The following is a 23194-nucleotide window of genomic DNA, read 5'->3' on the forward strand; positions in this document are numbered from 1 at the left end:
CGGCCCTTGCTGTCCTTGAGGCTCCCCGGCGGTCGGGGGCTCCCCCGCACCCGCGGCGCTCGTCGCGTCGTCAAGGCAGCCCCCGACCGGGCGAGGGCGCCCCGCGTCCGGCTCTGGGTGGCGATCCTCGTCGCCGCCCTCGCGGCGCTTGGCCCCGTCCTTGAGGGGTCGCTCGGCGACGGGCTCGGGTGGACGATCGGCCTCGTGATCCTGATGCTCGTCCCGTCGCTCGCGCGCGCCGGCGGTCCCCGCTTCCATCCGCTCGATCCGGAGACGTACGTGCCGGTCACGTACTTCCTCAGCGTCGCTTACACGCCCGTCCTGCGCCTGCTGATGTCCAGCACACTCCATCTGTCGAGCCGCGACGAGGCGGCCATGGAGGTGGCCTACGCCGGCGCAGCCGGATGCGCGCTCGTGTGCACCGCCCTGAGCCGGCCCCCCGAAGCGCCGAACCTGGAGCGCCTGGTGCCGATGCAGAAGCCGAAGGCAATCCTGGACCACGACTGGGGGAACATGGTGGTCGGAGTGCTCGGGCTCGGGCTCGTGTTCGCGTGGATCGCCTCGATCGGCGTGAGGAGGTTCTTCACGTTGAGCTACGCGGACACCTACCTCGAAGGGTTCGGCAAGGGAATCCTGATCTCGGGCTGGTACCTGATCCAGCTCGCGGCCGTCTACTTCTTTCTCCGATTCGCGTCGCTCCGCAAGGCCCGCCTACGGGTCCCGACGCTGGTGTCCGTCGCCGGGGCGTTGTTCCTCCTGAGCTTCCTGATCTATACGGCGACGGGGCGGCGAGGCGCTCTCATCTTTGCCGTCGCCTCCGTCGGGCTCGGGCTGCATGCCTTCGGTATCCAGATCCGGCGCCTGTGGCTGGCCATCGGCGTGGTGTGCGCCATCTTCTACGGCATTGCGATCGACGGCTTCCGCTTCAAGCAGGGCAGCGGGCTCGACGCGCAGCTCGAGTCGGCGGCCGCGCGCCTCGAGCAGACCGAGAACGTGCTGGATATTGTCGAGCTCCAGCGCGTCTACGACAACCTCGCAAGCATCGTGAACGAGGAGCCTCCCCTCGTGAACTACCCGGGCGAGAGCTGGGTCAACGCCGTGCTCATCCTTGTTCCCAGCCCGCTCTGGCAGGACCGGCCGCTCGCCCTGTCGCAGCGCTACGTGATGTGGAAGGATCCGGACTTTGCGCGCAGCGGCGGCGGCTACGCGATGAGCGCCGCCGCCGAGGGGTACGTGAACTTCGGCCTCGTCGGTACGTTCATCCAGATCTCGGTGATGTGCGGCGTCTTCTTCATGCTGCCGCTCGTCGTGGCAGCCGCGCGCGAGACGTCGCTCCTTGGCCGGGCAACCGGCGCGTGCCTCGCGTCCTTCGCGTACAATCAGTTCCGGGGCGAGCTCACCGCCCTGCTCAAAATCACGCTCACGCTGGGGATCGGCGTCCTCGTGGCGCTCGTGACGGCGTCGTTCGCCAAGCTCGTGCGGCGCAAGCTCGCTGCCATGGCTAAAGTGCGCCATGGATATGAGCGGCCCCTGCGCCACAGACGCCTCGGCCAGCCGTCCTCGTCGGGCCCGTAGGGCCTCCCCGTCGCCGTCCGGGTGCCGGCGGCCCGCTCCGCCTCGGTCCGAGGCTGCGGCGGCCGCGGGCACGAGCGGCTCCGCCAGGAGAACGGCCGAACCAACCCCCAACGAGGACCTGGCCTGAAGCGCCACGCTGATCATGCGCATCCTTTACGTCTCCCCTTACTTCCCACCCGAGCCGGGCGCCCCCGCGGCGCGCGTCTCGGAGCTCGCCCGAGCGTGGCGTCGCGACGGACACGAAGTCACCGTCCTCACAGGCCTTCCGAACCACCCGACCGGGGTCGTCCCGCCCGAGTACCGAGGTCGGGTCCGCATCGAAGAGGACTTCCATGGAGTGCGGGTCCTCCGCACGTGGATCTACGCCGCCCCGAACCGGGGCACGGTGCGGCGCTCGCTGGCGTACGGGTCGTTCGCCGCCTCCGCGCTGACGCTCGCGCAGCTCGCGTTGCCTCCGAGCGACGTGCTCATCGCGACGAGCCCCCACTTCTTGACGGCCGTCGCCGGCTACGGGCTCGCCGCGCTCCGCCGGCTGCCGTTCGTCTTCGAGGTGCGCGACCTCTGGCCCGAGTCCATCGTGGCCGTGGGCGCGCTCCCGGCAGGGCATCCGGTCGTGCGTGGGCTCACGGTCGTCGAGGAGCAGCTCTACCGGGCGGCCGACGAGGTCGTCGTCGTCACGCAGAGCTTCCGCGAGCGCCTCGTCGCCCGGGGCGTGCCCGCCGACAAGATCGAGGTCATCCGCAACGGCGTCGATCTCGGCCGGTTCACGCCGTCGCCGCGCGACACGCCGCTCCGGGCGAAGCTCGACCTCGGGGACCGGCTCGTGGTGGCGTACGTCGGCACGCACGGGATGGCGCACGGCCTCTCCGCGGTGCTCGACGTGGCCCAAGGCCTGCTCGCGCGCGACGACATTCGCTTCCTCTTCGTCGGAGAAGGGGCGGAGCGGGCGAGCCTGGAGGCGCGCGCCCGTGAGCTCGGGCTCACCAACGTGACGTTCCTCGGCGCGCTCCCGCGCGACGCGATCACCGAGGTGTACGCCACCGCCGACATCTGCCTCGTTCCCCTGCGCAAGACCGAGCTGTTCGAGACCGTGATCCCCTCGAAGATCTTCGAGATCCTCGCCATGGCGCGCCCGGTCGTGATCTCGGTCGACGGCGAGGCACGGGAGATCGTCGAGGAGGCGCGCGCCGGCATCTTTGCTCCGCCCGAGGACGTGCCGGCGATGACGCGGGCCATCGTCGAGCTCGCGTCCGACGCCGACAGGCGGCGCCGCATGGGGGAAGCGGGGCGGTCCTACGTCATCCGTTCGTTCGATCGCGACGCGCTCGCGCGCGAATACATCGAGGTGCTGGAGCGCGTGCTCCTTCGTTCGGGATCTCGAGGGGAACAAGGGAGAAACAGGGCATGAACCTCCCGCGGATCGCCCGTACCGTGGCGCAGCTCCACCCGATTCAAGTGCTCGCCCGCCCGCTCGCGCTCGGTCAGCGCGCGCTCGGCAAGGTCCCCACGTCGGCGCGATCTCCGCGCGTCCGCCCCGGCTTCGCCCCGCCGCGCGCGCGCTTCGCGGCCCTCGCGGACGCCGAACGAGCGCGCGGCGGCGCGCGCCTGGCCGCGATCCCCGAGGGATCGCTGCTGCATGCGTACGAGCGCGCCTATGGCTACGAGCTCGGGGCCGATCCGACGCTCGAGGCCCCGAGCGCGTGGGACGACCCCATCGCGTCGCACCCGTTCCCCGCCTCGGTGCGCGCCCGTCGGCTCGCGGTCGCCGCGCGCCTCGGGCGTCCTGGGCTCTCGGCCGAGCTCGGGCGCGCTTGTCGGGCCATCGCGCTCGGCCTCGAGCTGCACCTGCTCGGCAATCATCTGGTGGAGAACGCCATCGGGCTCGTGTGCGGCGGCGCGGTGACCCAGGGGATCGAGGCCGAGGCGTGGTGGAAGCTCGGCTCGGCGCTCCTCGCCTGGCAGCTGCCGGAGCAGTTCCTGGAGGACGGCGGGCATTTCGAGCTCTCCGCCTCGTACCACCTCGCGCTGACGGCCGCGTTGCTCGAAGCGATCGAGCTCGCGCAAGCGTCCGGGCGCGAGGTGCCCGAGCTCTGGCGGACGACGGCGGCGAGGGCGCTCTCGTGGGCCGCGGCGGTCCGCGCTCCGGACGGCACCTATCCTCTGTTCAACGACGCCGCGCTCGACGCCGCGCCCGAGCTCGATCGCGTCCTCGGCCTCGGCGCGGAGCTCGGCCTCTTCGAGCCGGCCCGAGCGCCCGGCGCAGCGCCGGACGACGCGCCCTCGCTCCATCGTCTCGCCGCGACCGGCTGGGTGATCCTGCGATATGGCGATCGGGCCTGGCTCGCGTTCGACGCCGGGGCGGACGGGGCGTCTTATCAGCCCGGACACGTGCACGCCGACGCGCTCACGTTCGAGCTGTGGATCGGGGGCGAGCGCGCCGTCGTCGATTATGGCGTCTCCAGCTACAAGGCGGATCGCGATCGGGAGGAGACCCGGGCCACGCGGGCGCACAACACCATCGAGCTCGGTGACGCCGACTCGAGCGAGGTGTGGAGCGCTTTCCGCGTCGGCCGCCGAGCCGACGCCGAGGTGCGCCGGATCGAGCAGGCCCGCGCGCATGTCGCCGTGGAGGCAGAGCACAACGGATACCGGTTCCTCCCCGGAGCCCCCGTGCATCGACGGGCGCTCGAGCTCTCCGAGCGGGAGCTCGCGATCCACGACGAGATCCTCGGCGGCCAGACGAGCGGGTGCTCCCGGCTCAGGCTCGATGAGGCCGCTTTGCGGGCTCGATCGATCGCGATCGAGGGCAGAGCGCTCACGCCGGAGCGGAGCTCGGGCGTGTGGTTCCCCTGCTTCCGGCAGCCGCGGGCGGCGGCGGTCTTCTCGGCGAGCTTCCAGGTCCGGGGCGGCTTTCGCGGCGGGTTTCGCGTCCGGTGGTGACGCGCCCCGCCCGAGAGCGCCCGGCCGCGACGACGAGCTCGCGGCCGAGCGCGAAGGCGCCCCCTACTCCCGGACGAGGCTCCCCGTGAGCGTGATGCGGAACGGCGCGAGCGCCTCGACCCTCGCCAGCAGCACGTGCAGCGCCACCGCTGTCTGGTGGATGCCGGGGAAGAACACCGTATAGGCCGGATGATCGACCCCCGTATAGAGCTTGTCCACGCGGAAGCCCGCCTGCTTCGCGATGCGGCGTACGGCCCACAGGGTGTTCATGCGGAAGTAGGTCTGGTACGGCTTGGAGTTCTTGCTGCCGCTCCACCTGCGCAGCCGGCCCACATAGAAATCGTGGAACCACTGCGGCGTCAGGTGCGTCGCGAGCCCCGAGTACGAGAGGAGGTTGGGCGCTGTGAACACGAAGCGCCCGCCCGGACGCAAGAGGCGATGCGCCTCGCGCAGCACCGCCTCAGGGTTCTGGAGGTGCTCGAGCAGGTGGTCCGCGGCGATCACGTCGGCGCAACCGTCCGGCAGCGGGACCGACTCGCCGAACGCGCAGATGTGCTGTGGCGCCGGGTTCCTCGCGAGCGCCTCCTCGTCCGGATCGACGGCGTAGATGGTCTTTCCGTCGAGCGGCACCGTCGCCACCTTGCCGAACCACAGCGGCCCGCAGCCGAGGTGGATCACGTCCTTCGCTGGGAGGACCGCCTCGTCCACGAACCCCTGGTAAACCTTCCAGTAGTGCGGGCGATCCGTGAACCGGTAATAAAGCGCGTTCGCCTTTGTGTTGAAGTCGACGACTTTACGAATGAGCTCCACTGTATCTCCTGGGTCGTCCTACGGGCGCGGGCATACGAGCTCCGAAAGCCGCTGGACGAAGGGCTCAAACCACCGACAGGCGCCCCTGCGGAAGCGGCTCGAGCGTGCGCGACGACGGCCGGCGCAACAGCAGCCGCTCCGCCGAGTCCGCCACGAGCTGCAGCAACATGTCCGCCTGCGGATTGACCGCGCTCTCCTCGCTGTCCCAGCGGAACCGCAGCTCGACGGTCTCGCCCGCGAGCTCGAAGGTGAACACCGCGGCGACCGCCTCGCGCAGCTGCAGCGGCGTCGCCATGTCCCGCGTCCAGGCCCAGGGCTTCACGCGCGCGCTGCCGTTCGCGCCCTTGGAGCTCACCTCCATGGCCAGGAGCCGCGCCTCGGCCGCGAAGCGCTCGAGCACCACGCGCAGCCGCTCGGGCCCGCTCGCGGTCTCGATCTCGATCAGCGCCCGCGGCACGGCGCGGCGCAGCGCCTCGACGACCGCCTCCCGCGAGCGCTTGGCGGCGGCGGGGCGCGCTCCGAAGAGCGCGAACGAGCCCGCCGCGCGCACCACGATGAAGAGCACCGCGCTGCAGGCCACCAGCGCGAAGCCGATCTCGTGCGAGCGGCCGACGTACGCCACGAGCGCCATCACGGTGAAGAGCAGGCTCAGCCCGTAGAGGATCAGCACCGCGCCGCGGTGCGAGTGGCCTTTATCGAGGAGCTTGTGGTGGATGTGCGACCGATCTGCCGAGAAGATCGGCCTGCGAGCGATGAAGCGCCGCACCATCGCCGAGATCATGTCGAAGATCGGCAAGCCCAGCGCGAGCAGCGGCACGAGGACCGCGAGCGCGGTGCCACCCTTGTGCGTGCCCACGCCGAAGAGCGGGATCGCCGCGAGCATGAACCCGAGGAACATGCTCCCGGTGTCGCCCATGAAGATCGTCGCGGGGTGGAAGTTGTGGAACAGGAAGCCGACGATCGCGCCCGCCAGCGTCGCCGCCAGCAGGCAAATCACCAGGTTGCCCGGGTAGCCGCCCAGGTATGCGGTGATGAAGTTGGCGACGCACGCGAAGAAGCCCACGCCCGCGGCGAGCCCGTCGAGCCCGTCGATCAGGTTGACCGCATTGATGATCGCGACGAACCACGGGATCGTCACGAGAAAGGACAGCGGCCAGAAGGAGACGTGGCCGAAGTACGGCAGCGTCACACACTCGAGGCGGAGCCCGAAGATCCACGCGATCGACGCCGCGAGGATCTGCGCGAGCAGCTTGTGCCGCGCGCGCATCCCCTTGGTGTCGTCCCAGGCGCCTGCCGCCGCGATCGTCAGCCCGCCCGCCAGCAGGCCCACGACGAGCGAGTGCTGCGAGAACCACTGAAGCGCGATGTCTGTCTGCAGCGCCACGAGGATGAAAAGCGGCAGCAAAAAGCCTGCAACGATGGCGAGCCCGCCAAGGCGCGGGATACGGCGGGTGTGCACGCGGCGCGCGGTCGGCTCATCGACCGCCCCCACAGCGAACGCAAACCTGCGCGCGAGCGGCGTCGCCGCCCAGGAGAGCACCAGCGCAAGGATGACCGCAGTGAGCGTACTTACCATCGCTCTCCTTCCCTTTGGGAGTCCGCCCCCCCTTTGGTGCAGCGCGGAGCGCGATATTCATAGCTCGTCATCATAAAACGCCAGAAAAGCCTTGGTCGATGTGCCCCTACTACCTCAATCATGCGCCCGAGACAACCCGTCGAGCAGGTTACGGACACAAGTGTGTGCTGCAGGTAAGAAAAAGCCCTAGTAAGCCAACCTTCCGTCGCGGTGAGAGATCATACATTTTACACCCACACTGTAAACAGTTGCATTATGAGGCATTTCGTGGCGGTCGCTGAGCGGAAAAATACAACCTCGGCGTCCGTCGATTCCCTTGTTGTCGCGCGGCTCGTCGGCAGCCAATAGGCAAGTCTCATTTGCTGATCGTTCGATTCCGACGGTCTGTGCGGCGAGCACAATGCACCTCACCGTTCGTCCAGGTGCGATGATCGGGAACGAGCTGCCGGCGACGTCGGTGCTCGGGCGCTCCCTAAACACGGCGGCGTTGGCTCGAGGATGGGATTGCCGAGCTCAGCCACGCCGGCCGGCATAGGCATCCTTGCATCACCCCAGGAATGTATCTTCCAGGGATGTCTCTTCGGTTGCGGGGATCCTGTCACAGCGTGACATCCTGGCTCCACCTGCAACGGAGAGTTCCGCCCGCCGCTCCGGCGCGCGCAGCGCCAGCGGCTTCGCCGTGATCCGTCGCTGGGCGCGATCGAGGCCGAGCTGCTCGACGTGCAGGGCCTCGTGCAGGGCCTCGTGACGCCGCGCGGGCGACCTTGCGACCTCAACCTGGGACGCGGGCGACCTCAACCTGGGCGACCTCAACCCGGGACGTGCGGGTGGCGACCTCAACCTGGAACGCGGGCGACCTCAACCCGGGACGCCGGCGGCCTCAGCCTGGGACGCTGCCGCGGCCGCCTCAACCCGGGACGCCGGCGGCCTCAACCTGGGACGCTGCCGCGGCCGCCTCAACCCGGGACGCCGGCGGCCTCAACCTGGGACGCTGCCGCGGGCGCCTCAACCTGGGACGCCAGGCCGGCAACCTGGGCGCCGCCCCGTGTCGGTAGCAGTACAAGCCGGTTGACAGCCTCCGTCCAGCGCCCTAGAAGGTCCGCAACCCTCACGCATACGTAAGGGTCATGGTTTCAACCTGGCGCACCCATGACGACCCGGCACCACCTCCCTGTCGCGCACGAGCACAGCATCGACGGGCCCATCCTGTCCAGCCCGTCCAGAACGGACGGCTCCCGGACCGGGGGCTGCGCCGAGGCTGAGGAAGACGAGCGCCTCCTGCAGGTGGGCGACATCGCCAAGGCGACCGGGAAGACGGTGCGGGCCATCCACCACTACGAGGAGGTCGGGCTGCTCAGGCCGCACGCCCGCTCCAAGGGGCGCTACCGGCTCTACGACCACGCCGCCCTCACCCGGGTCCGGTGGATCGGCAAGCTCCACGACCTCGGCCTGTCGCTGAGCCAGATCCAGCAGATCGTCTCGACCTGGGAGTCGTCCTCGTCGGCCCCCGGCGCCATGTCGCGCATCCGGGACGTCTACCAGCAAAAACTCGAAGAGGTGCGGGAGCAGATCGCGCACCTCGAGAACCTCGAACACGAGCTCGTCGCGAGCCTCGCCTACCTCGACACCTGCGAGACGTGCGACCCGGCAGAGCTCGTCGCCGCCTGCACGAACTGTAATCTTCACGACAAGAGCAAGGCTGAGCCCGAGCTCGTCGCCGGGATCCGCGGCGGCAATGGGCAGTGCCGCCAGGGCTCGAATCACCGCTGAGCGAGAACACCATGGCCATCCAACTTCCGATCTACATGGACTACCACGCGACGACGCCGGTCGATCCGCGTGTCCTCGACGCCATGCTGCCGTACTTCAACAGCAAGTTCGGCAACGCCGCGAGCCGGAGCCACGTCTTCGGCTGGACCGCCGAGGAGGCCGTCAGCCACGCTCGCGAGACGCTCGCCAAGTTCATCGGCGCGTCGAACCCGAAGGAGATCGTCTTCACCTCCGGCGCGACCGAGAGCGACAACATCGCCATCAAGGGGGTCGCCGAGTTCTACAAGGACAAAGGCAACCACATCATCACGAGCGTCATCGAGCACAAGGCGGTGCTCGACACCTGCAAGCGGCTCGAGAAGCAGGGCTACGAGGTCACCTACCTCAAGGTCGACAAGTACGGGATGGTCGACCCGGACGACGTCGCCAAGGCGATCACCGACAAGACGATCCTCGTCTCGATCATGCTCGCCAACAACGAGGTCGGCACGATCCAGCCCATCGCCGAGATCGGCAAGATCACGAAGTCGAAGGGCATCCTCCTCCACAGCGACGCGGTGCAGGGCGTCGGGAAAATCCCCTTCAACGTCGAGCAGATGGGGGTCGACCTCGCGTCGGTGACGGCCCACAAGATCTACGGGCCGAAGGGCATCGGCTTCCTCTACGTGCGCAGGTCGAAGCCGCGCGTCCGGATCACCGCGCAGATGGACGGCGGCGGCCACGAGTTCGGCATGCGATCCGGCACGCTCAACGTGCCCGGCATCGTCGGGTTCGCCAAGGCCGCCGAGATCCTCATGGAGGAGGGCGAGGCGGAGTCGGCGCGCATCCTGTCGCTGCGCGAGCGGCTCCGGACCCGGCTCTGGAAGGAGCTCGACGCCATCCAGCTGAACGGCTCGCCCGATCGGCGGCTGCCGGGCAACCTCAACGTTTCGTTCAGCTTCGTCGAGGGCGAGGCCATGATGATGGCGATCAAGGACGTGGCCGTCTCCAGCGGCTCGGCGTGCACGAGCGCCAGCCTCGAGCCCTCCTACGTCCTGCACGCCATGGGCATCGGCGACGACCTGGCCCACTCGTCCATCCGCTTCGGCCTCGGGCGCTTCACCACCGAGGAAGAGGTCGATCACGTCGCCGACCTCGTGATCCGCAAGGTGAACAAGCTGCGCGACATGTCGCCGCTCTACGAGATGCACAAAGAGGGGATCGACCTCAACTCCGTGCAGTGGGCGGCCCACTGAGCGTCGGATGAGCGTCGGCGCAGAGGGCGCCGGCCCGTCAAGGCAAGGTTTCGAGACGAAAGGAAACGGTCGAGGAGAGAGCCATGGCATACAGCAATAAGGTCATCGAGCACTACGAGAACCCCCAGAACGTCGGCACGCTCGACAAGAATGACGAGCGCGTCGGCACCGGGCTCGTCGGCGCTCCGGCCTGCGGCGACGTCATGCGCTTGCAGATCAAGGTCGGCGAGGGCGGCGTCATCGAGGACGCGAAGTTCAAGACGTTCGGCTGCGGGTCGGCGATCGCGTCGTCGTCGCTCGCCACCGAGTGGCTGAAGGGCAAGACGATCGACGAGGCGGAGACGATCAAGAACAGCATGATCGCCGAGGAGCTCCACCTGCCGCCGGTGAAGATCCACTGCTCGGTCCTCGCCGAGGACGCGATCAAGAGCGCGATCGCCGACTTCCGGGCCAAGCAGAAGGCGAAGAAGGAGCTCGGCGGCGCCGCGCCCGCGGGCGCCGCCGAGGGCACCGCGACGGCGAGCGCGGAGTAACACACCGGCTTCCGGGGCGGCCCGGAGCACCGGAGAGGGAGCAGCGCCATGCAGAGCAGCGAGGAGACGACCACGACCAGAGCCGCGGACAGCGGGGCCCACCCCGCGCCCGCCGCGCCCGCGCAGAGCAGCGGGGCCGCGGGAGAGGCCGAGGCCAAGCCGAAGCGGACGCTCTCGGTGAGCGACGCGGCGGTCCAGGCCATTCGCGCCCAGCTCGCCAAGCGCGGCACGCCCGAGGGCGCCATCCGGGTCGGGATCCGCGGCGGCGGCTGCTCCGGGTTCTCCTACGTCATCGAGTTCGAGGACAAACCGCCGCGATCCGGCGATCTCGTCCTGGAGTTCGCGGAGCCGGGCAAGGCCACGGTGCGCGTCCTCTGCGACAAGAAGAGCATCCTCTACCTGGGCGGCTCGGTGCTCGACTGGGAGAAGACGCTCATGTACCAGGGCTTCAAGTTCAAGAACCCGCACGAGGCGACGCGCTGCGGCTGCGGGCACTCGTTCACGGTGGCCTGAGCCGCCGCAGGGAGCGCCCGCCCTCGCCGCCGAGGCGCTCCTCCCCAGAGCACGTGATGACCGATCCCTTCGATATCCTGGGCGTCGAGCCTCGGTTCGACCTCGACCTGCGCGCGCTCGAGCAGCGCCACCGCGATCTCTCGCGCGCGCTCCACCCCGATCGCTACGCGGGCGCCCCCGCGGCCGAGCGGAGGCTCGCGCTGGGGCGCGCGATCGAGGCGAACGACGCCCTGCGCGTCCTCAGGGATCCGATCCGCCGGGCCGAGGCGCTGCTCCAGCGCGCCGGGATCGCGCGGGGCGAGGAGGGCGAGCAGAAGGCCTCCCCCGCCCTGCTGATGGAGATGATGGAGTCGCGCGAGGAGCTCTCCGAGGCGTCGAAGCGGCGCGATCGCGCGCGGATCGCGCGACTCGGCGACGAGATGCGGGCGCGCGAGCAGGCGACCCTCGCCGCCATCCAGGCGGCCTTCGCCGCCGCAGGGGACGACCCGGAACGGATGAAGGGCGTGCTCGCCATGCTGAGCGAGCTCCGCTACATCCGGCGCTTCCTCGACGAAGTGAGCGCAATCGAAGAAGAACTCGCGGATCAGACATGACCCTCCTCGAAATTTTCGACCCCAAGGCAAGGCCCAGCCCGATCGGCATCGATCTCGGGACGACCAACTCGCTCGTCGCCCGCGTGCGCGACGGCCGGCCCGTGGTCATCGACGACTGCAACGGCGAGCGGCTCGTGCCGTCGGTGGTGCACTACGACGAGCGCGGTAACGCGATCGTGGGCTACAGCGCGCGGCGGGTGGCGCAGAATCACCCGCGCGAGACGATCGTCAGCGTGAAGCGCTTCATGGGCCGCGGCGCGAACGACCCGGAGACGCGGCGGCTCGGGCCGTACGAGTTCGTGGAGCCGAAGGGCCCCGAGGACGCGAAGAGCGTGCGCTTCAAGGTGCGCGACCGGGTCGTGACGCCCGTCGAGGTGTCGGCGGAGATCCTGAGGGAGCTCCGCACCTCGGCCGAGCGCGAGCTGCGGTCCGTGGGCGGCGCGGTGATCACGGTGCCGGCCTACTTCGACGACGCCCAGCGGCAGGCGACCAAGGACGCCGGCCGGCTTGCCGGGCTGGAGGTGCTGCGCCTGCTCAACGAGCCGACGGCCGCGGCGCTCGCGTACGGGCTCGACAAGCAGCAAAACGGCCTGTTCGCCGTCTACGACCTCGGCGGCGGGACGTTCGACATCACCGTCCTCCTGCTCGACGACGGGGTCTTCCAGGTGAAGTCGACCGGCGGCGACAGCGCGCTCGGCGGCGACGATATGGACCGCGCGCTCGCCGAGCGGCTGCTCCAGGAGATGGGCGCGGCGCGGCGCACGCCCGAGGTGGTGCGGCTCGCGCTTGACACCGCCCGCAGCATCAAGCACGCGCTGACCGACGCGGAGCGGGTCGAGGTCGAGCTGCCCGTGCAGGCGGGCGAGGCGGGCGACGGCCAGCCGGCGTCGAAGCTCGTGACCGTGACCCGCGACGAGCTGAACGCGCTCATCGCGCCGATCGTGGAGCGCACGGGCGCGGCCTGCCGCCGCGCGCTCCGCGACGCGGGCGTCCAGGCCTCGGACGTCGACGGCGTGATCCTCGTGGGCGGCGCGACCCGCGTGCCGTACGTGCGCGAGTACGTGGCGAAGCTCTTCGGCAGGGAGCCGCTCAAGGACATCGATCCGGAGGAGGTCGTCGCGCTCGGCGCGGCCATCCAGGCCGACATCCTGGCCGGCTCGATGGAGCGCGCGGACGAGGTGCTCCTGCTCGACGTGCTGCCGCTGTCGCTCGGCATCGAGACGATGGGCGGCGTGGCCGAGAAGATCCTGCCGAGGAACACGACGATCCCGGCCGGGGCGCGGCAGGTCTTCACGACCTACGCGGACAACCAGACCGGGTTCGACCTGCACATCGTGCAGGGCGAGCGGGAGCTCGCCGCCGACTGCAGGTCGCTCGCGCGCTTCGTGCTGAAGGGGATCCCGCCGATGCCCGCGGGCATGGCGCGGCTCGAGGTGACGTTCCGCGTGGACGCCGACGGGCTGCTCGGCGTGACCGCGCGCGAGCTGACGACCGGGGTCGAGCAGAAGGTCGAGGTGAAGCCGAGCTACGGGCTCACCGACGAGGAGGTGGAGAACATGCTCCTCGCGGCGCTGGACCACGGCGAGGAGGACCTGCTCAAGCGGCGGCTGGTCGAGGCGCGGGTCGAGGGCGAGCGCGTGGCGATGGCGACGCGCAAGGCGCTCTCCGCGGACGCCGACCTGCTCGCGCCAGGCGAGCGCGAGGCGATCGAGGGCGCGCTGAGCGCCCTCGACGCGGCGATCCGCGGGGAGAAGCCGGGGCTGATCCTGGCGCGCACCGAGGCGCTCGACGACGCGACGCGCGCGTGGGCGGGGCGGCGGATGGACCGCGCCGTGGCCAGGGCGATCGCGGGCAAGCAGGTCGAGGACGTCGAGGCGAAGGTCGCCGCGGCGAAGGGCGTGGACGCGCACCTGGCCGAGCACCGCGGGGACGACGCGGGCCGCGAGACGGTCGAGGCGGGCGGCGCGAGCGCGGCGCAGGCCGCCGTCGAAGCGAGGAGGAGCTGATGGCGAAGGTCCGCTTTCTGGCGCACGGTCGCGCGTGGGAGGTCGAGGTCCCGGTGGGATCGACCGTCCTCCAGGCGTCGAAGTCCGTGGGCGCCCCCGAGGGCGACGCGTGCGGCGGCGTCTGCGCGTGCTCCACCTGCCACGTGTACGTCACGAAGGGGCGCGAGCTCCTCAGCGAGGCCGAGGAGGACGAGGAGGACATCCTCGACAAGGCGTTCGACGTGCGGTCGAGCAGCCGCCTCGGCTGTCAGGCGAAGATCCTGAGGGACGGCGATATCGAGGCGGAGATCTCCCGGGAGAGCCTCGATGCGTTCTACAACGAGCACCCGAACGTGAAGGATCCGCGCAAGGGCTGAGCCCTCCGCACGCCCGCCCAGCGCGGGCCGGCCAGGGCCGGGGTCACGACGGCGGTCTCGCCTTCGCCGGCGGCTTCGGCTCGCGCGGCGCGGGCGGCGGGTTGCGGAGCTTGTCCAGCTCGGAGCGCGCCTCGGCGGTGATGCGGCGAGCGATGTGGGCGAAGGCCGAGGCGGCCTCCCTGGCGGGCGGCGTCGAGACGATGGCGACGAGGTGCTGCGCGGCCGTCTTCCTGCCGATGGGGACGAGGAAGAAGGTCAGGGCGGCGAGGAGGAAGACGATGCCGTTCGTGAGGCGCTTGAAGAAATCGCCGACCACAGGCGCCGAGGGTAGATGAGCGAGCAGCCTGGGCCCAGTTCTTGGGGGTCGTTTGCCCTTCGACGAGGCGCCCAAGGCCACGCCGACGCCGAGCGCGCGCGCCGCCGTGCGGCCGCGGCGGGCCGCCCCGTGCCCGCTGCCCCTTGCCAGAGCGCCGGGATCTCACGACAGATCACGGGTGGCTCGACCGGGGTGCCCGTGCCGTGGAGCCCGGCCGCGCCGGGTCCATGCGGCGCTCGACGCGGCCGCCCGGCGGGGCCGGGACAAGGAGGGGACTGCAATGCTCAAGCCTGTTCTATTTACCATCTTGATCGGGACAGCGATCCTGCCGGCCTCGGTGGCTGCGCAGGGGCAGGGCTCGACAGGGCATCAGGGCCAGGCCGGCGAGGTCAAGCTCAGCAAGTCTGACCGGGAGTTCGTCGAGAAGGCTGGCCAGGGAGGGCTCCTCGAGGTGCGGCTCGGGCAGGCCGCGCAGCAGCGCGCCGCGAGCCCGGAGGTGAAGCGCTTCGCGCAGCGGATGATCGACGACCACTCCGCGGCGAACAAGCGGCTCGCGCAGGTCGCGCAGCAGAAGGGCGTGCTCGTGCCGCAGGAGCTCGACAAGGACCACCGCGAGAAGGTCGACAAGCTGTCGCAGAAGACAGGGACCGAGTTCGACCGGGCCTACATGAGCGCGATGGTCGACGACCACGAGCACGACGTCGCGGAGTTCGAGAAGGCCTCGAAGGATGCGAAGGACGCCGATGTGAAGGGCTTCGCCGCCGCGACGCTCCCGCAGCTCCGCGAGCACCTCGCGATGGCGAAGCAGATCCACGGCAAGGTGAAGGGGAAGTAGCGGCGCGGGCGCGCCGGCCGCGCGCAGCGCGGCCAGCGCTCGGCCGAGGGCCGGCTCAGGCGACCACGCGCGCCGCGCGCTCGGGCGCCGCAGCGGGCGGCGGGGTCGTCCTCGACCTCGCCGCGCCGCGGACCGGCGCGAGCTTGCCCCGGAGCTTCTGGTACGCGGCCGCGTCGATCGGCTCGCCCCGCACCCAGGCGCGGAGGAACGGCAAAACGCCGGTCTCCCACGCGGCGCTCAGGCGCAGCGCGAGGAACTCGCCGTAGAGCGCGGTGAAGAGCGTCTCGAGCTCCTCGATGAGGTACATGCGCTCGTAGAACTGCTCGTCCACGGCGTCCTTGACGACGCTCGGGATCTTGACACCCGCGAGCGCGAACGCGTCGGCGTTGAAGAGGAACGCGTACTCGAGCTCTCCGCGGGTGACGCGGACGCGCGCCTGCGACGGGAGCTTGCCCTGGCGCAGCGCCTCGTGGGCCTCGGGGGCGCTGCTCGGCGCCGCGCCCTTGAGCCGGCTCTGCTCCTTCTCCTGGACGAGCGTGATCTGCCCCTCGAGCCAGAGCTCGCAGACGCCGAGGGCGTCGAGGGAAAAGCGGCCCTCGAAGAGCTCGCTCTCGAACCAGAGCCAGACAAGGAATTCGCGGCCGACGAACCGGCGCTGCTCGATCAGCTCGGCGAGGCTCACAGGGCACCTCCAAGGGTCGATTCGGCGTGGAAGACGGTGGGCTTGAGCACCTCGAAGGCGGCCAGCTGCTCGGTCGTCAGGCCGAGCTCGCGGGCGGCCGTGTAGGGGCTCTCGGGCACGAGATCGAGCTCGAAGGTGTCCTCGAAGAGCTCCGCGAGCCCCTCGTGCGCGCGCGGCGACTGGTTCCAGAACCGCACGACGCCGGCCTCCAGGTTCCAGGAGAGGTCGACCACCTTCATCACCGGCATGAGCTGCGCGCGGAGCTTCCTCGACACGACCGCCCGGAGCTCCTCCTTCTCGCGCCGCCCGAGCTTCTCGCGGCCGCGCTTGGCGAGGTGCTCCCGCTCCGCCTCGGCGAAGTGCGCCTTGAAGAGCGCCGCGGGCACCTGCCAGCGATCGGTCCTGAGGCCGAGGTTGAGGTACGAGTTGAAGAAGATCTTGCCGTGATCGAGCTCGCAATCGAGCGGGTTCTCGATGGAGCACCACCCGGCGCGCTGCTCCGCGTCCTCGTCGACCGTCAGCGGCCGGAACGCGCGGAGCCGGATTCGCTCGACGAACTTGTCGCGGAACCCCTCGGGGAGGTCGCCGCGGACATAGAACTTCGAGAATGAGATGGATCCTTTGAGTGCGCCCAAATGATCGTCCTTTCGTCCCGTGAAGGCGAAGGAGGTAGCCGAGCGGATCCGGGGGGTCAAAAAACCGGACGCCGCGCTGCCGCCGTGGAGGCGGCGCGCGGCGAGGGCGCCGGCCACGGGGCGCGGCGGCGCGGCGCGCTCGGATCAGAGCGGCTGGGCGAGAGGCGGGCGCCGCCAGCGGCCCGAGAACGGGCCGGTGAGGTAGAAGCGGTAGCGGAGGAAGTACGGCCGCTCGTCGGGACCGCAGAACGCGACGGTGGACCGTACGAAGCGACCGAAGGCGTCGTCGCCGGGAGCCGCCGCGGGCCTGTGGCCGAGGGGCGGCGCGGGCGTCGCGGGGAAGCGGGGCGGCGCGCCCGCCGAAAACCCGTGCGGCAGCGCGCACGGCGCGGGCGGAGGAGGCGCCAGCGACGCGTCGCCGCCCGGGTCCGGAGCGCCCGCTTCCTCGGGCGGGACGTCGGCCGCGGCAACGACGCAGCCCGCCGCGGCGCCCGCCGGCGAGGTGAGGAGAACCAGCACAGACCACGCGCCGCCGCTCGCCCTGGGCACCGCCCTGCCTCCGTTCACGAGGCGCAAGGCCGGCCGGAACGCCGGCGGTCGGGGCCGGAACGCCGGCGATCGCGGCCGGCACACCGCGCCCGCGCACACGGCCGAGGAGCAATGGCGATGCCGCGCCGCCCGCGAAGCAGGGGCACGCGCACAGCAGGGGCGCTGCGCCAGCCAGGGGCGCAGCGCGCGCTCGGGAGGACCGGCGGCGGCGAGCGGGCGCGCTCGAGAAACGGACAGGTCAGACGTTGAAGAGAAAGTGCGCGACGTCGCCGTCCTGGAAGACGTACGTCTTGCCCTCCACACGCAGCTTGCCGGCGCTGCGGATGGCGGCCTCGGTCCGGTGCTCGACGAGGTCGTCCACGCTGTAGACCTCCGCCCGGATGAAGCCCTTCTCGAAATCGGTGTGGATGACCCCCGCGGCCTGCGGCGCCGTGCACCCGACCGGGATCGTCCAGGCGCGGATCTCCTTGGGACCGGCCGTGTAGTAGCTCTGGAGGCCGAGGAGCCGGTAGGCCTCGCGCGCGAGCGTCGCGAGCGCCGGCTCCTTCATGCCCAGGCTCTCGAGCATCTCCGCGCGCTCCTCGGGCGCGAGCTCGTTCAGCTCGGCCTCGAGCTTGCTGCACACCGGCACGACGCCGCTGCCCTCGGAGGCGGCGCGCTCGCGCACCTTCGCCGCGAGCGGGCCCGTGCCGGAGACGTCGGACTCGTCGACGTTCGCCACGTAAAGGACCTTCTTCGAGGTGATCAGCCCGAACGTCTTCACGACCTTCCGCTGCTCGTCGTCGAAGGAGAGGCCGCGGACCGGCTTGCCCGCCTGGAGCGCCTCGAGACACCGCTCCATGAGGGCGATCTTCGGCAGGAGCTCCTTGTCGCCCTTCGCCTGCTTCTTCGTGCGCTCCAGCATCCCCTCGAGCGAGCCGAGGTCGGCCAGCATGAGCTCCGTCTCGATCGTGTCGATGTCGCGGATCGGATCGACGCCGCCGTCGACGTGCACGACGTCGGCGACCGTGAAGCAGCGGACCACGTGGAGGATCGCGTCTACTTCGCGGATATGGCTCAGGAATTTGTTCCCGAGCCCCTCGCCCGTGCTCGCGCCGCGCACGAGCCCGGCGATGTCGACCACCCGCACCATGGCGGGGACGATCTTCTCGCTCTTGATGTACTTCGCGAGCGTCGCGAGCCGATCGTCAGGGACAGGGACGGCGCCGACGTTGGGCTCGATCGTGCAGAACGGGTAGTTCTGCGCCTCGGCCTTCGCGGCCGTCAGGGCGTTGAACAGGGTGCTCTTGCCCACGTTGGGCAGTCCGACGATGCCGACCTCGACGCTCATGGCGCGCACGTCTAGCACAGGCAGGGTCGCGCGGCCCGGCGCCGCGGTAGATCCGCCCTAAGGGGCTTCCGGACCCGACGATGCTTCGCCGCCGTCAGCGCCGCGGTCGGTCCGGCGCGCGCAGGGCGCCGGCGAGGTGGTCGACGAACGCGCGCACGCGCGCGGGCAGAAAGCGCGACGGGAGGTACACCGCGACGACCCGGCGGCGCACCGGCAGCCACCCGGCGAGCACCTCGCGCAGGCGGCCGGCGGCGACGTCGTCCGCGACGAGGTACGCGGGGAGCTCGGCCAGGCCGAGGCCGGCGCGCGTCGCCTCGAGGACCGCGAGGACGCTGTCGCTCGAGAAGACCGCGGGCACCCGCACCGGCGCCTCGGCGCCGCCGGGCTCGACGAGGCGAAAGACGACGTGCGACGCGCCGCCCGGGCCGTAGCGGAGCCCGGCGTGCGCGCCGAGCTCGGTCGCGTCGCGCGGGGCGCGGCGCCGGCGGAGGTAGCCCGGGCTCGCGTAGAGGCCGCGCCGGTCGTCCTCGAGCGGGCGCGCGACGAGCTCGGCGGGCGGGGCGGTGACCATGCGGACCGCGACGTCGATCCGCTCCTCGACCAGGTCGGCGAGCCGGTCGCCGCAGCGGAGATCGACGGTCACGCCCGGGTGCTCGGCCTGGAAGCACGCGCAGATCGGGGCGACGCGGCACGCGCCGTAGACCGCCGGCGCCGCGACGCGCAGCGGACCGCGCACCGCCTGGTCGCGCGCGGCGATGTCGCGCTCGAGCGACTCGACGTCGGCGAGGAGCTGCCGGCCGCGCGCGACGTACGCCTCGCCGAGGTCGGTGAGCGAGACCCGGCGCGTCGTGCGCTGCACGAGCCGCACGCCGAGCCGCGCCTCCGCGCGGGAGACGGCCTTGCTCACGGCCGACGGCGTGAGCCCGAGCCGCTCCGCCGCCGCGGAGAACGAGCGCAGATCCGCGATCGCGACCAGGAGCCTCAGCGCGTGCGCGGCCTCGCTCGGGTCGATGGATGAACCGAGCTCACGGATCCTCGTCTCCACGCGCCGATTGTACGCCGCGGCCGCCGGGGCTCGCCGTCCGGCGCTCGCTCGAGATGTCCCGCGCGCTCCTGCTCGCGCGCGGGAAGGCCGACCGTCAGCCGAAGAACGCGCGGATCGCGGCCGCCACGCGGGCGACCTCTTCCCCCGTGAGCTCGGGGAAGATGGGGAGCGCGAGCGTCTCGCGCGCCGCGGACTCGGCGACCGGGAGGGCGCCGGCGGGCGGGCCGAGCGGCGCGAAGCAGGGCTGAAGGTGGAGCGGCGCCGGATAGTAGATCTCGGTGCCGATGCCCCGCGCGGCGAGGAAGCTCCGCAAGCGGTCGCGCAGGGACGCGTCGTGCAGGCGAATCACGTACTGGTTGAACGTGTGCCCGGCGGCGTCGGCGTCCGGCAGCGAGATCGGCAGGCCCGCGCCGCCGAGGAGCGACGCGTACTGCGCGGCGTGGCCGCGCCGCCGCTCGAGGAGCGCGCCGAGCCGCGGCAGCTTGCGCCGGAGGAGCGCCGCCTGGAGTGCGTCGAGCCGGAAGTTGCCGCCGACCACCGTGTGGCGGTGCTTCTCGCGAGCGCCCTGCGCCCGCAGCGCGCGGACGCGCTCGGCGAGGTCGCCGTCGTCGGTGGTCACGAGCCCGCCGTCGCCGAAGCCGCCGAGGTTCTTGGTCGGGAAGAACGAGAAGCACCCGAGGAGCCCGAGCGCGCCCGCGCGGCGGCCCGCGCGCTCGGCGCCGAACGCCTGGGCCGCGTCCTCGAGGACCGGCACGCCCCGCGCGACGGCGAGGAGCTCGTCCATGGGCGCGCAGGCGCCGAAGAGGTGGACGGCGACGACCGCCCGGGTGCGCGCGGTCAGGGCGCGCGCCAGGGCGGCGGGATCCAGGTTGAAGGAGCCGGGGAGCACGTCCGCGAAGACCGGCCGCGCGCCGGTCCGATGGACGGCGCCCGCGGTCGCGAAGAAGGTGTACGCGGGGCACACCACCTCGTCGCCCACGCCGATGCCGAGCGCCATCAGCGCGGCGAGCAGCGCGTCGGTGCCGGACGAGACGCCGATCGCGTGCCGGACGCCGAGGTACGCGGCGCACTCCGACTCGAAGGCCTCGACCTCCGGACCGAGGATGTAGCGGCCGCTCTGGACCACCGACTGGAACACGGCGGTGAGCTCGTCCTGCATGGCGAGATCGCCGCGGGCGCGATCGAAGAAGGGGACCGGCGGCGTCATCCCTCGACGTCCTCCGCCGGGGGGAGATCGCGGTAATGGCGCGCGGCCGCGGCGCGGGGCGCCGGCAGCGGCGCGTCCTCGTCGAGGTCGAGGCAACGGACGATCTCGCCGCGGCGCTCATAGCGGTAGCCGCTCTCGGGGCAGCGCATCAGGCCGTCGCGCGAGGCGACGAGCTTGTGACCGTGGCGGCTCATCCAGCCGGTGCGCCGGGCCGGCACGCCGGTGACGAGCGCGTAGTCGGGGACGTCGCGGGTGACCACGGCGCCGGCGCCGATGAACGCGTGGCGCCCGATCGTGACGCCGCAGACGATGGTGGCGTTCGCGCCCACGGTGGCGCCGCGGCGAATGCGCGTCCTGTCGAGGAAGGCGCGGCGGTCGATCTGCGCGCGCGGGTTGACGACGTTGGTGAGGACGGCGGAGGGGCCGAGGAACACGTCGTCCTCGACCAGGGTGCCATCATAGACAGACACGTTGTTCTGGATCCGGACGCCATCGCCGATGACGGCGGTGCCCGCGACGAAAACGTTCTGCCCGAGGACGCAGTCGCGGCCGATGCGCGCGCCCGCGGAGACGTGGCAGAAGTGCCATATCCGCGTGCCCTCGCCGATGTCGCACGGCTCGTCGATGCACGCCGACGCGTGCGCGAAGAACGGCCTCGCGGGCTGGCTCACGGCGCCGCCTCCGGCGCCGGGTCGGCGGGAGGCGCGGGGCGCCGGGCGCGGTCCTCCGGCGCGCCGGCCGCCGAGGGCGCGGCCCAGAGCCCGAAGGCGCCGCGCGTCGCGAGCGGCGGGCCGGCGACGTCGAGCACGGGCGGCCGGACGCGCCCGATGAGGTAGACGGCGCCCAGCCCGGCGGCGCGGCGCGCGAGCGACGCGGGGTCGTCGAAGCTCGAGCGGACCGGAGGATCGCGGGGATCGATCGAGCGATCCGGGTGCGCGCCCCACGGGCGGCCCAGGGCGGCGAGCGTCGCGAGGTGGCCATAGTCGACGACCTCGATCAGGAGGGGCGCCGAGGGCGGCGTGAGCTCCGCGGCGGCGCGGCCGATGGCGACCTCGTCGGCCCGCGGGTTGAAATGCTCGCGGCGCAGGTGGGGGCGGAAGAAGAGGCCGACGCAGAGCACGGCCAGGAGCGCGCCGCCGAGCGCCCGCCGCGCCCCGGACGAGGCGCCGCGGAAGGCGCGCGCCAGGAGATCGCCGACGGCGAGCGCGAGCAGGAGCAAGGCGAGGAGGGCGGCGCGCTCGGGGTGATGCGTGGGCGCGCCGTCGCGCACGAGCGCGAGCGAGAGCGCCCCGATCTGAAAGGCGGCGACCGCGCCGGGGAGCGCGTATGGACGGGCGGCGCGGAGGAGCGGCGGGAACGGGCGGGCGGCCCCCGGCGCGGCGCCGCGGCGGGCGCGCCAGGCGACGAGGGCGAGGGCGATGAGGCTCAGGAAGAGCTCGGGCTCCTCGCGGACCATCGCGGCGGGATACGCGAAGAGCCGCAGCAGGGTGCCGTCGCTGCCCGGGCCGAGCGCGCTGCGGTACGAGGCGACGCGGGCGAGGAAGTGCAGCGCCTCCCCGTGGGCGACGCGGTTCCAGGCGATCCACGCGGCGGGCCCGGCGAGCGCCGCGAGCGCCGCGAGCGCGAGCGTCGCCTGCGCGGCGCGGCCCTGGCCGAGGCGGGCGGCCGAGAGAAGCGCCATCGCCGCGAAGACGGCGGCGACGGGCCAGGGCTCGTACCGGGAGAGCGTCGCCAGCGCGAGCGCGAGCGCGCCGAGCAGGGCGCGGCCGGCCGGGGGCGCAGGCCCGGCCGGCGGCGTGACGAGCGACGCCACCGCGAACAGCGTGAGCGCCGCGGTCGGCAGCTCGGGGACCGTCGCCACGCCGAGGCAGGCGCTCCACGGAAAGGCGCCGGCGAGCAGCGTGCCGGCGAGCGCGGCGCGGCGGTCGCCCGTGATCCAGCGGGCGGAGATGTAGATGAGCGCGGCCGACGCGACGCCGAGCACGAAGGCGACGGCGCGGGCGACCTCGAGGGTCGGCGCGAAGACGCGGAAGAGCGCGCCGTTGAGCCAGAAGGGGACGGGGAGCCAGCTCGTCCCGGTCGGGTCGAGCCGGGGCGCGTGGGCCCACGCCTGGGCGAGGACCACGCGCGCGAAGTCGTCGTCGCTGACCGCCCGGAAGCCGAGCGCGAGGACCAGCGCGGAGACTGCAGCCTTGGCGAGAGCGACGAGGGCAAGGTCGCGCGCGAGAGGGACGGCGGAGGCCACGGCCCCACCCGCGATCGACCCCGCGTCGAGCGCCCTGCCAGCCTCCCTCCCCGACGCAGGAGCGGGCCGCAGCACGCGAGCCTACTTCTCCTGGGATCGCTCGAACTCGCGCAGCTCGCGGTCGCCCGCCGACGAGAGATAGGCGAGCGCCACGCTCGTCGTCATGAAGACGGCGGCGCAGATGGCCGTGAGGCGGGTCATGAAGTTGCCCGCGCCGCGGCCGCCGAACACCTGGACCGTCGCGCCGCCCATGGCCGAGCCCATCCCGCCCCCGCGGCCCTGCTGGAGGAGCACGACGAGGATCAGGAACAGACAGACGAACACGTGCACGATGTTGAGGAACGTGTGAAGCATCGGCGTCTTTCTGCTGGGTCGTTCTGGCCTGCACGACGGGCCCAGGGGGCAAACGTACGAGAGGGGTGCGAGAGGGCAGGCCGGCGCCA

At 71.7% G+C, this 23194-nt stretch carries 23 protein-coding genes; 11 read left to right on the top strand and 12 right to left on the bottom strand.

The window, feature by feature from the left end; translation table 11 throughout:
- Positions 1-6: 6 nt before the first annotated feature.
- The 3 genes from wzy to WMF20_RS41185 all read left to right on the top strand — a co-directional run bounded on the left by wzy (position 7) and on the right by WMF20_RS41185 (position 4515).
- Positions 7-1575: an O-antigen polysaccharide polymerase Wzy gene (gene wzy / locus WMF20_RS41175; RefSeq protein WP_437607165.1), complete on the top strand. Its 1569-nt coding sequence runs from the start codon at positions 7-9 to the stop codon at positions 1573-1575.
- A 142-nt stretch (positions 1576-1717) separates the two neighbouring features.
- Positions 1718-2983 (top strand): glycosyltransferase family 4 protein, encoded by a 1266-nt coding sequence (locus WMF20_RS41180; RefSeq protein ID WP_437607166.1) that lies wholly within the window; start codon positions 1718-1720, stop codon positions 2981-2983.
- Positions 2980-4515: a heparinase II/III domain-containing protein gene (locus WMF20_RS41185; RefSeq protein ID WP_437607167.1), complete on the top strand. Its 1536-nt coding sequence runs from the start codon at positions 2980-2982 to the stop codon at positions 4513-4515. Before WMF20_RS41180 ends, WMF20_RS41185 begins: the two co-directional genes overlap by 4 nt.
- Positions 4516-4578: 63 nt before the next feature.
- On the opposite strand, the gene WMF20_RS41190 is transcribed toward WMF20_RS41185, so the two are convergent.
- Together WMF20_RS41190 and WMF20_RS41195 are read right to left on the bottom strand one after the other, a co-directional pair.
- Positions 4579-5325, bottom strand: a complete 747-nt coding sequence (locus WMF20_RS41190) for a class I SAM-dependent methyltransferase (protein ID WP_437607168.1) — start codon at positions 5323-5325, stop codon at positions 4579-4581.
- Positions 5326-5389: 64 nt separating this feature from the next.
- Positions 5390-6901, bottom strand: a complete 1512-nt coding sequence (locus WMF20_RS41195) for a glycosyltransferase family 4 protein (RefSeq protein WP_437607169.1) — start codon at positions 6899-6901, stop codon at positions 5390-5392.
- A gap of 1149 nt (positions 6902-8050) precedes the next feature.
- Between WMF20_RS41195 and WMF20_RS41200 the strand changes: the two genes are divergently transcribed.
- The 7 genes from WMF20_RS41200 to WMF20_RS41230 all read left to right on the top strand — a co-directional run bounded on the left by WMF20_RS41200 (position 8051) and on the right by WMF20_RS41230 (position 13907).
- Complete coding sequence (locus WMF20_RS41200; RefSeq protein ID WP_237244580.1) at positions 8051-8671, top strand: MerR family transcriptional regulator; 621 nt, start codon at positions 8051-8053, stop codon at positions 8669-8671.
- A 17-nt stretch (positions 8672-8688) separates the two neighbouring features.
- A complete protein-coding gene (locus WMF20_RS41205) occupies positions 8689-9906 on the top strand; it encodes an IscS subfamily cysteine desulfurase (RefSeq protein WP_437617214.1) in 1218 nt (405 codons plus the stop codon).
- An 83-nt stretch (positions 9907-9989) separates the two neighbouring features.
- Entirely contained in the window at positions 9990-10439 is a 450-nt protein-coding gene (gene iscU, locus WMF20_RS41210) for a Fe-S cluster assembly scaffold IscU (protein WP_129579384.1), read from the top strand.
- A gap of 48 nt (positions 10440-10487) precedes the next feature.
- Entirely contained in the window at positions 10488-10952 is a 465-nt protein-coding gene (locus WMF20_RS41215; protein WP_437607170.1) for a HesB/IscA family protein, read from the top strand.
- A gap of 56 nt (positions 10953-11008) precedes the next feature.
- A complete protein-coding gene (gene hscB / locus WMF20_RS41220) occupies positions 11009-11545 on the top strand; it encodes a Fe-S protein assembly co-chaperone HscB (RefSeq protein WP_129579386.1) in 537 nt (178 codons plus the stop codon).
- A complete protein-coding gene (gene hscA, locus WMF20_RS41225; protein WP_437607171.1) occupies positions 11542-13551 on the top strand; it encodes a Fe-S protein assembly chaperone HscA in 2010 nt (669 codons plus the stop codon). Before hscB ends, hscA begins: the two co-directional genes overlap by 4 nt.
- On the top strand, positions 13551-13907 hold the full coding sequence (locus WMF20_RS41230; RefSeq protein ID WP_437607172.1) for a 2Fe-2S iron-sulfur cluster-binding protein: 357 nt from the start codon (positions 13551-13553) through the stop codon (positions 13905-13907). The genes hscA and WMF20_RS41230 overlap by 1 nt, the downstream gene beginning before the upstream one ends.
- Positions 13908-13950: 43 nt before the next feature.
- Here WMF20_RS41230 and WMF20_RS41235 read toward each other — a convergent pair whose 3' ends face one another.
- A complete protein-coding gene (locus tag WMF20_RS41235) occupies positions 13951-14223 on the bottom strand; it encodes a hypothetical protein (protein WP_129579389.1) in 273 nt (90 codons plus the stop codon).
- 307 nt (positions 14224-14530) lie between these two features.
- Here WMF20_RS41235 and WMF20_RS41240 point away from each other — a divergent pair, with 307 nt between their 5' ends.
- Positions 14531-15058, top strand: a complete 528-nt coding sequence (locus WMF20_RS41240) for a DUF4142 domain-containing protein (protein WP_129579390.1) — start codon at positions 14531-14533, stop codon at positions 15056-15058.
- Between the two features lie 55 nt (positions 15059-15113).
- Here the strand turns inward: WMF20_RS41240 and WMF20_RS41245 are convergent, their stop codons facing one another.
- From WMF20_RS41245 to secG, 9 genes are all read right to left on the bottom strand, one after another.
- Positions 15114-15740, bottom strand: a complete 627-nt coding sequence (locus WMF20_RS41245) for a hypothetical protein (RefSeq protein ID WP_061623024.1) — start codon at positions 15738-15740, stop codon at positions 15114-15116.
- On the bottom strand, positions 15737-16375 hold the full coding sequence (locus tag WMF20_RS41250) for a hypothetical protein (RefSeq protein WP_129579391.1): 639 nt from the start codon (positions 16373-16375) through the stop codon (positions 15737-15739). The genes WMF20_RS41245 and WMF20_RS41250 overlap by 4 nt, the downstream gene beginning before the upstream one ends.
- Positions 16376-16519: 144 nt before the next feature.
- Entirely contained in the window at positions 16520-16924 is a 405-nt protein-coding gene (locus tag WMF20_RS41255) for a hypothetical protein (RefSeq protein ID WP_437607173.1), read from the bottom strand.
- A 238-nt stretch (positions 16925-17162) separates the two neighbouring features.
- The gene (gene ychF, locus WMF20_RS41260) at positions 17163-18254 is read right to left on the bottom strand and encodes a redox-regulated ATPase YchF (protein WP_129579393.1); all 1092 of its coding nucleotides are present in this window, start codon (positions 18252-18254) and stop codon (positions 17163-17165) included.
- A gap of 94 nt (positions 18255-18348) precedes the next feature.
- Positions 18349-19299: a LysR family transcriptional regulator gene (locus WMF20_RS41265; RefSeq protein WP_437607174.1), complete on the bottom strand. Its 951-nt coding sequence runs from the start codon at positions 19297-19299 to the stop codon at positions 18349-18351.
- Positions 19300-19393: 94 nt separating this feature from the next.
- Entirely contained in the window at positions 19394-20506 is a 1113-nt protein-coding gene (locus WMF20_RS41270) for a DegT/DnrJ/EryC1/StrS family aminotransferase (protein ID WP_437607175.1), read from the bottom strand.
- Entirely contained in the window at positions 20503-21177 is a 675-nt protein-coding gene (locus WMF20_RS41275; RefSeq protein WP_437607176.1) for an acyltransferase, read from the bottom strand. The genes WMF20_RS41270 and WMF20_RS41275 overlap by 4 nt, the downstream gene beginning before the upstream one ends.
- A complete protein-coding gene (locus WMF20_RS41280; protein WP_437607177.1) occupies positions 21174-22826 on the bottom strand; it encodes a hypothetical protein in 1653 nt (550 codons plus the stop codon). Before WMF20_RS41280 ends, WMF20_RS41275 begins: the two co-directional genes overlap by 4 nt.
- 6 nt (positions 22827-22832) lie before the next feature.
- Positions 22833-23105, bottom strand: a complete 273-nt coding sequence (gene secG / locus WMF20_RS41285) for a preprotein translocase subunit SecG (protein WP_129579398.1) — start codon at positions 23103-23105, stop codon at positions 22833-22835.
- Positions 23106-23194: the final 89 nt, after the last annotated feature.

It is taken from the genome of Sorangium sp. So ce834 (assembly GCF_051521425.1).
Lineage (GTDB): Bacteria > Myxococcota_A > Polyangia > Polyangiales > Polyangiaceae > Sorangium > Sorangium cellulosum_D.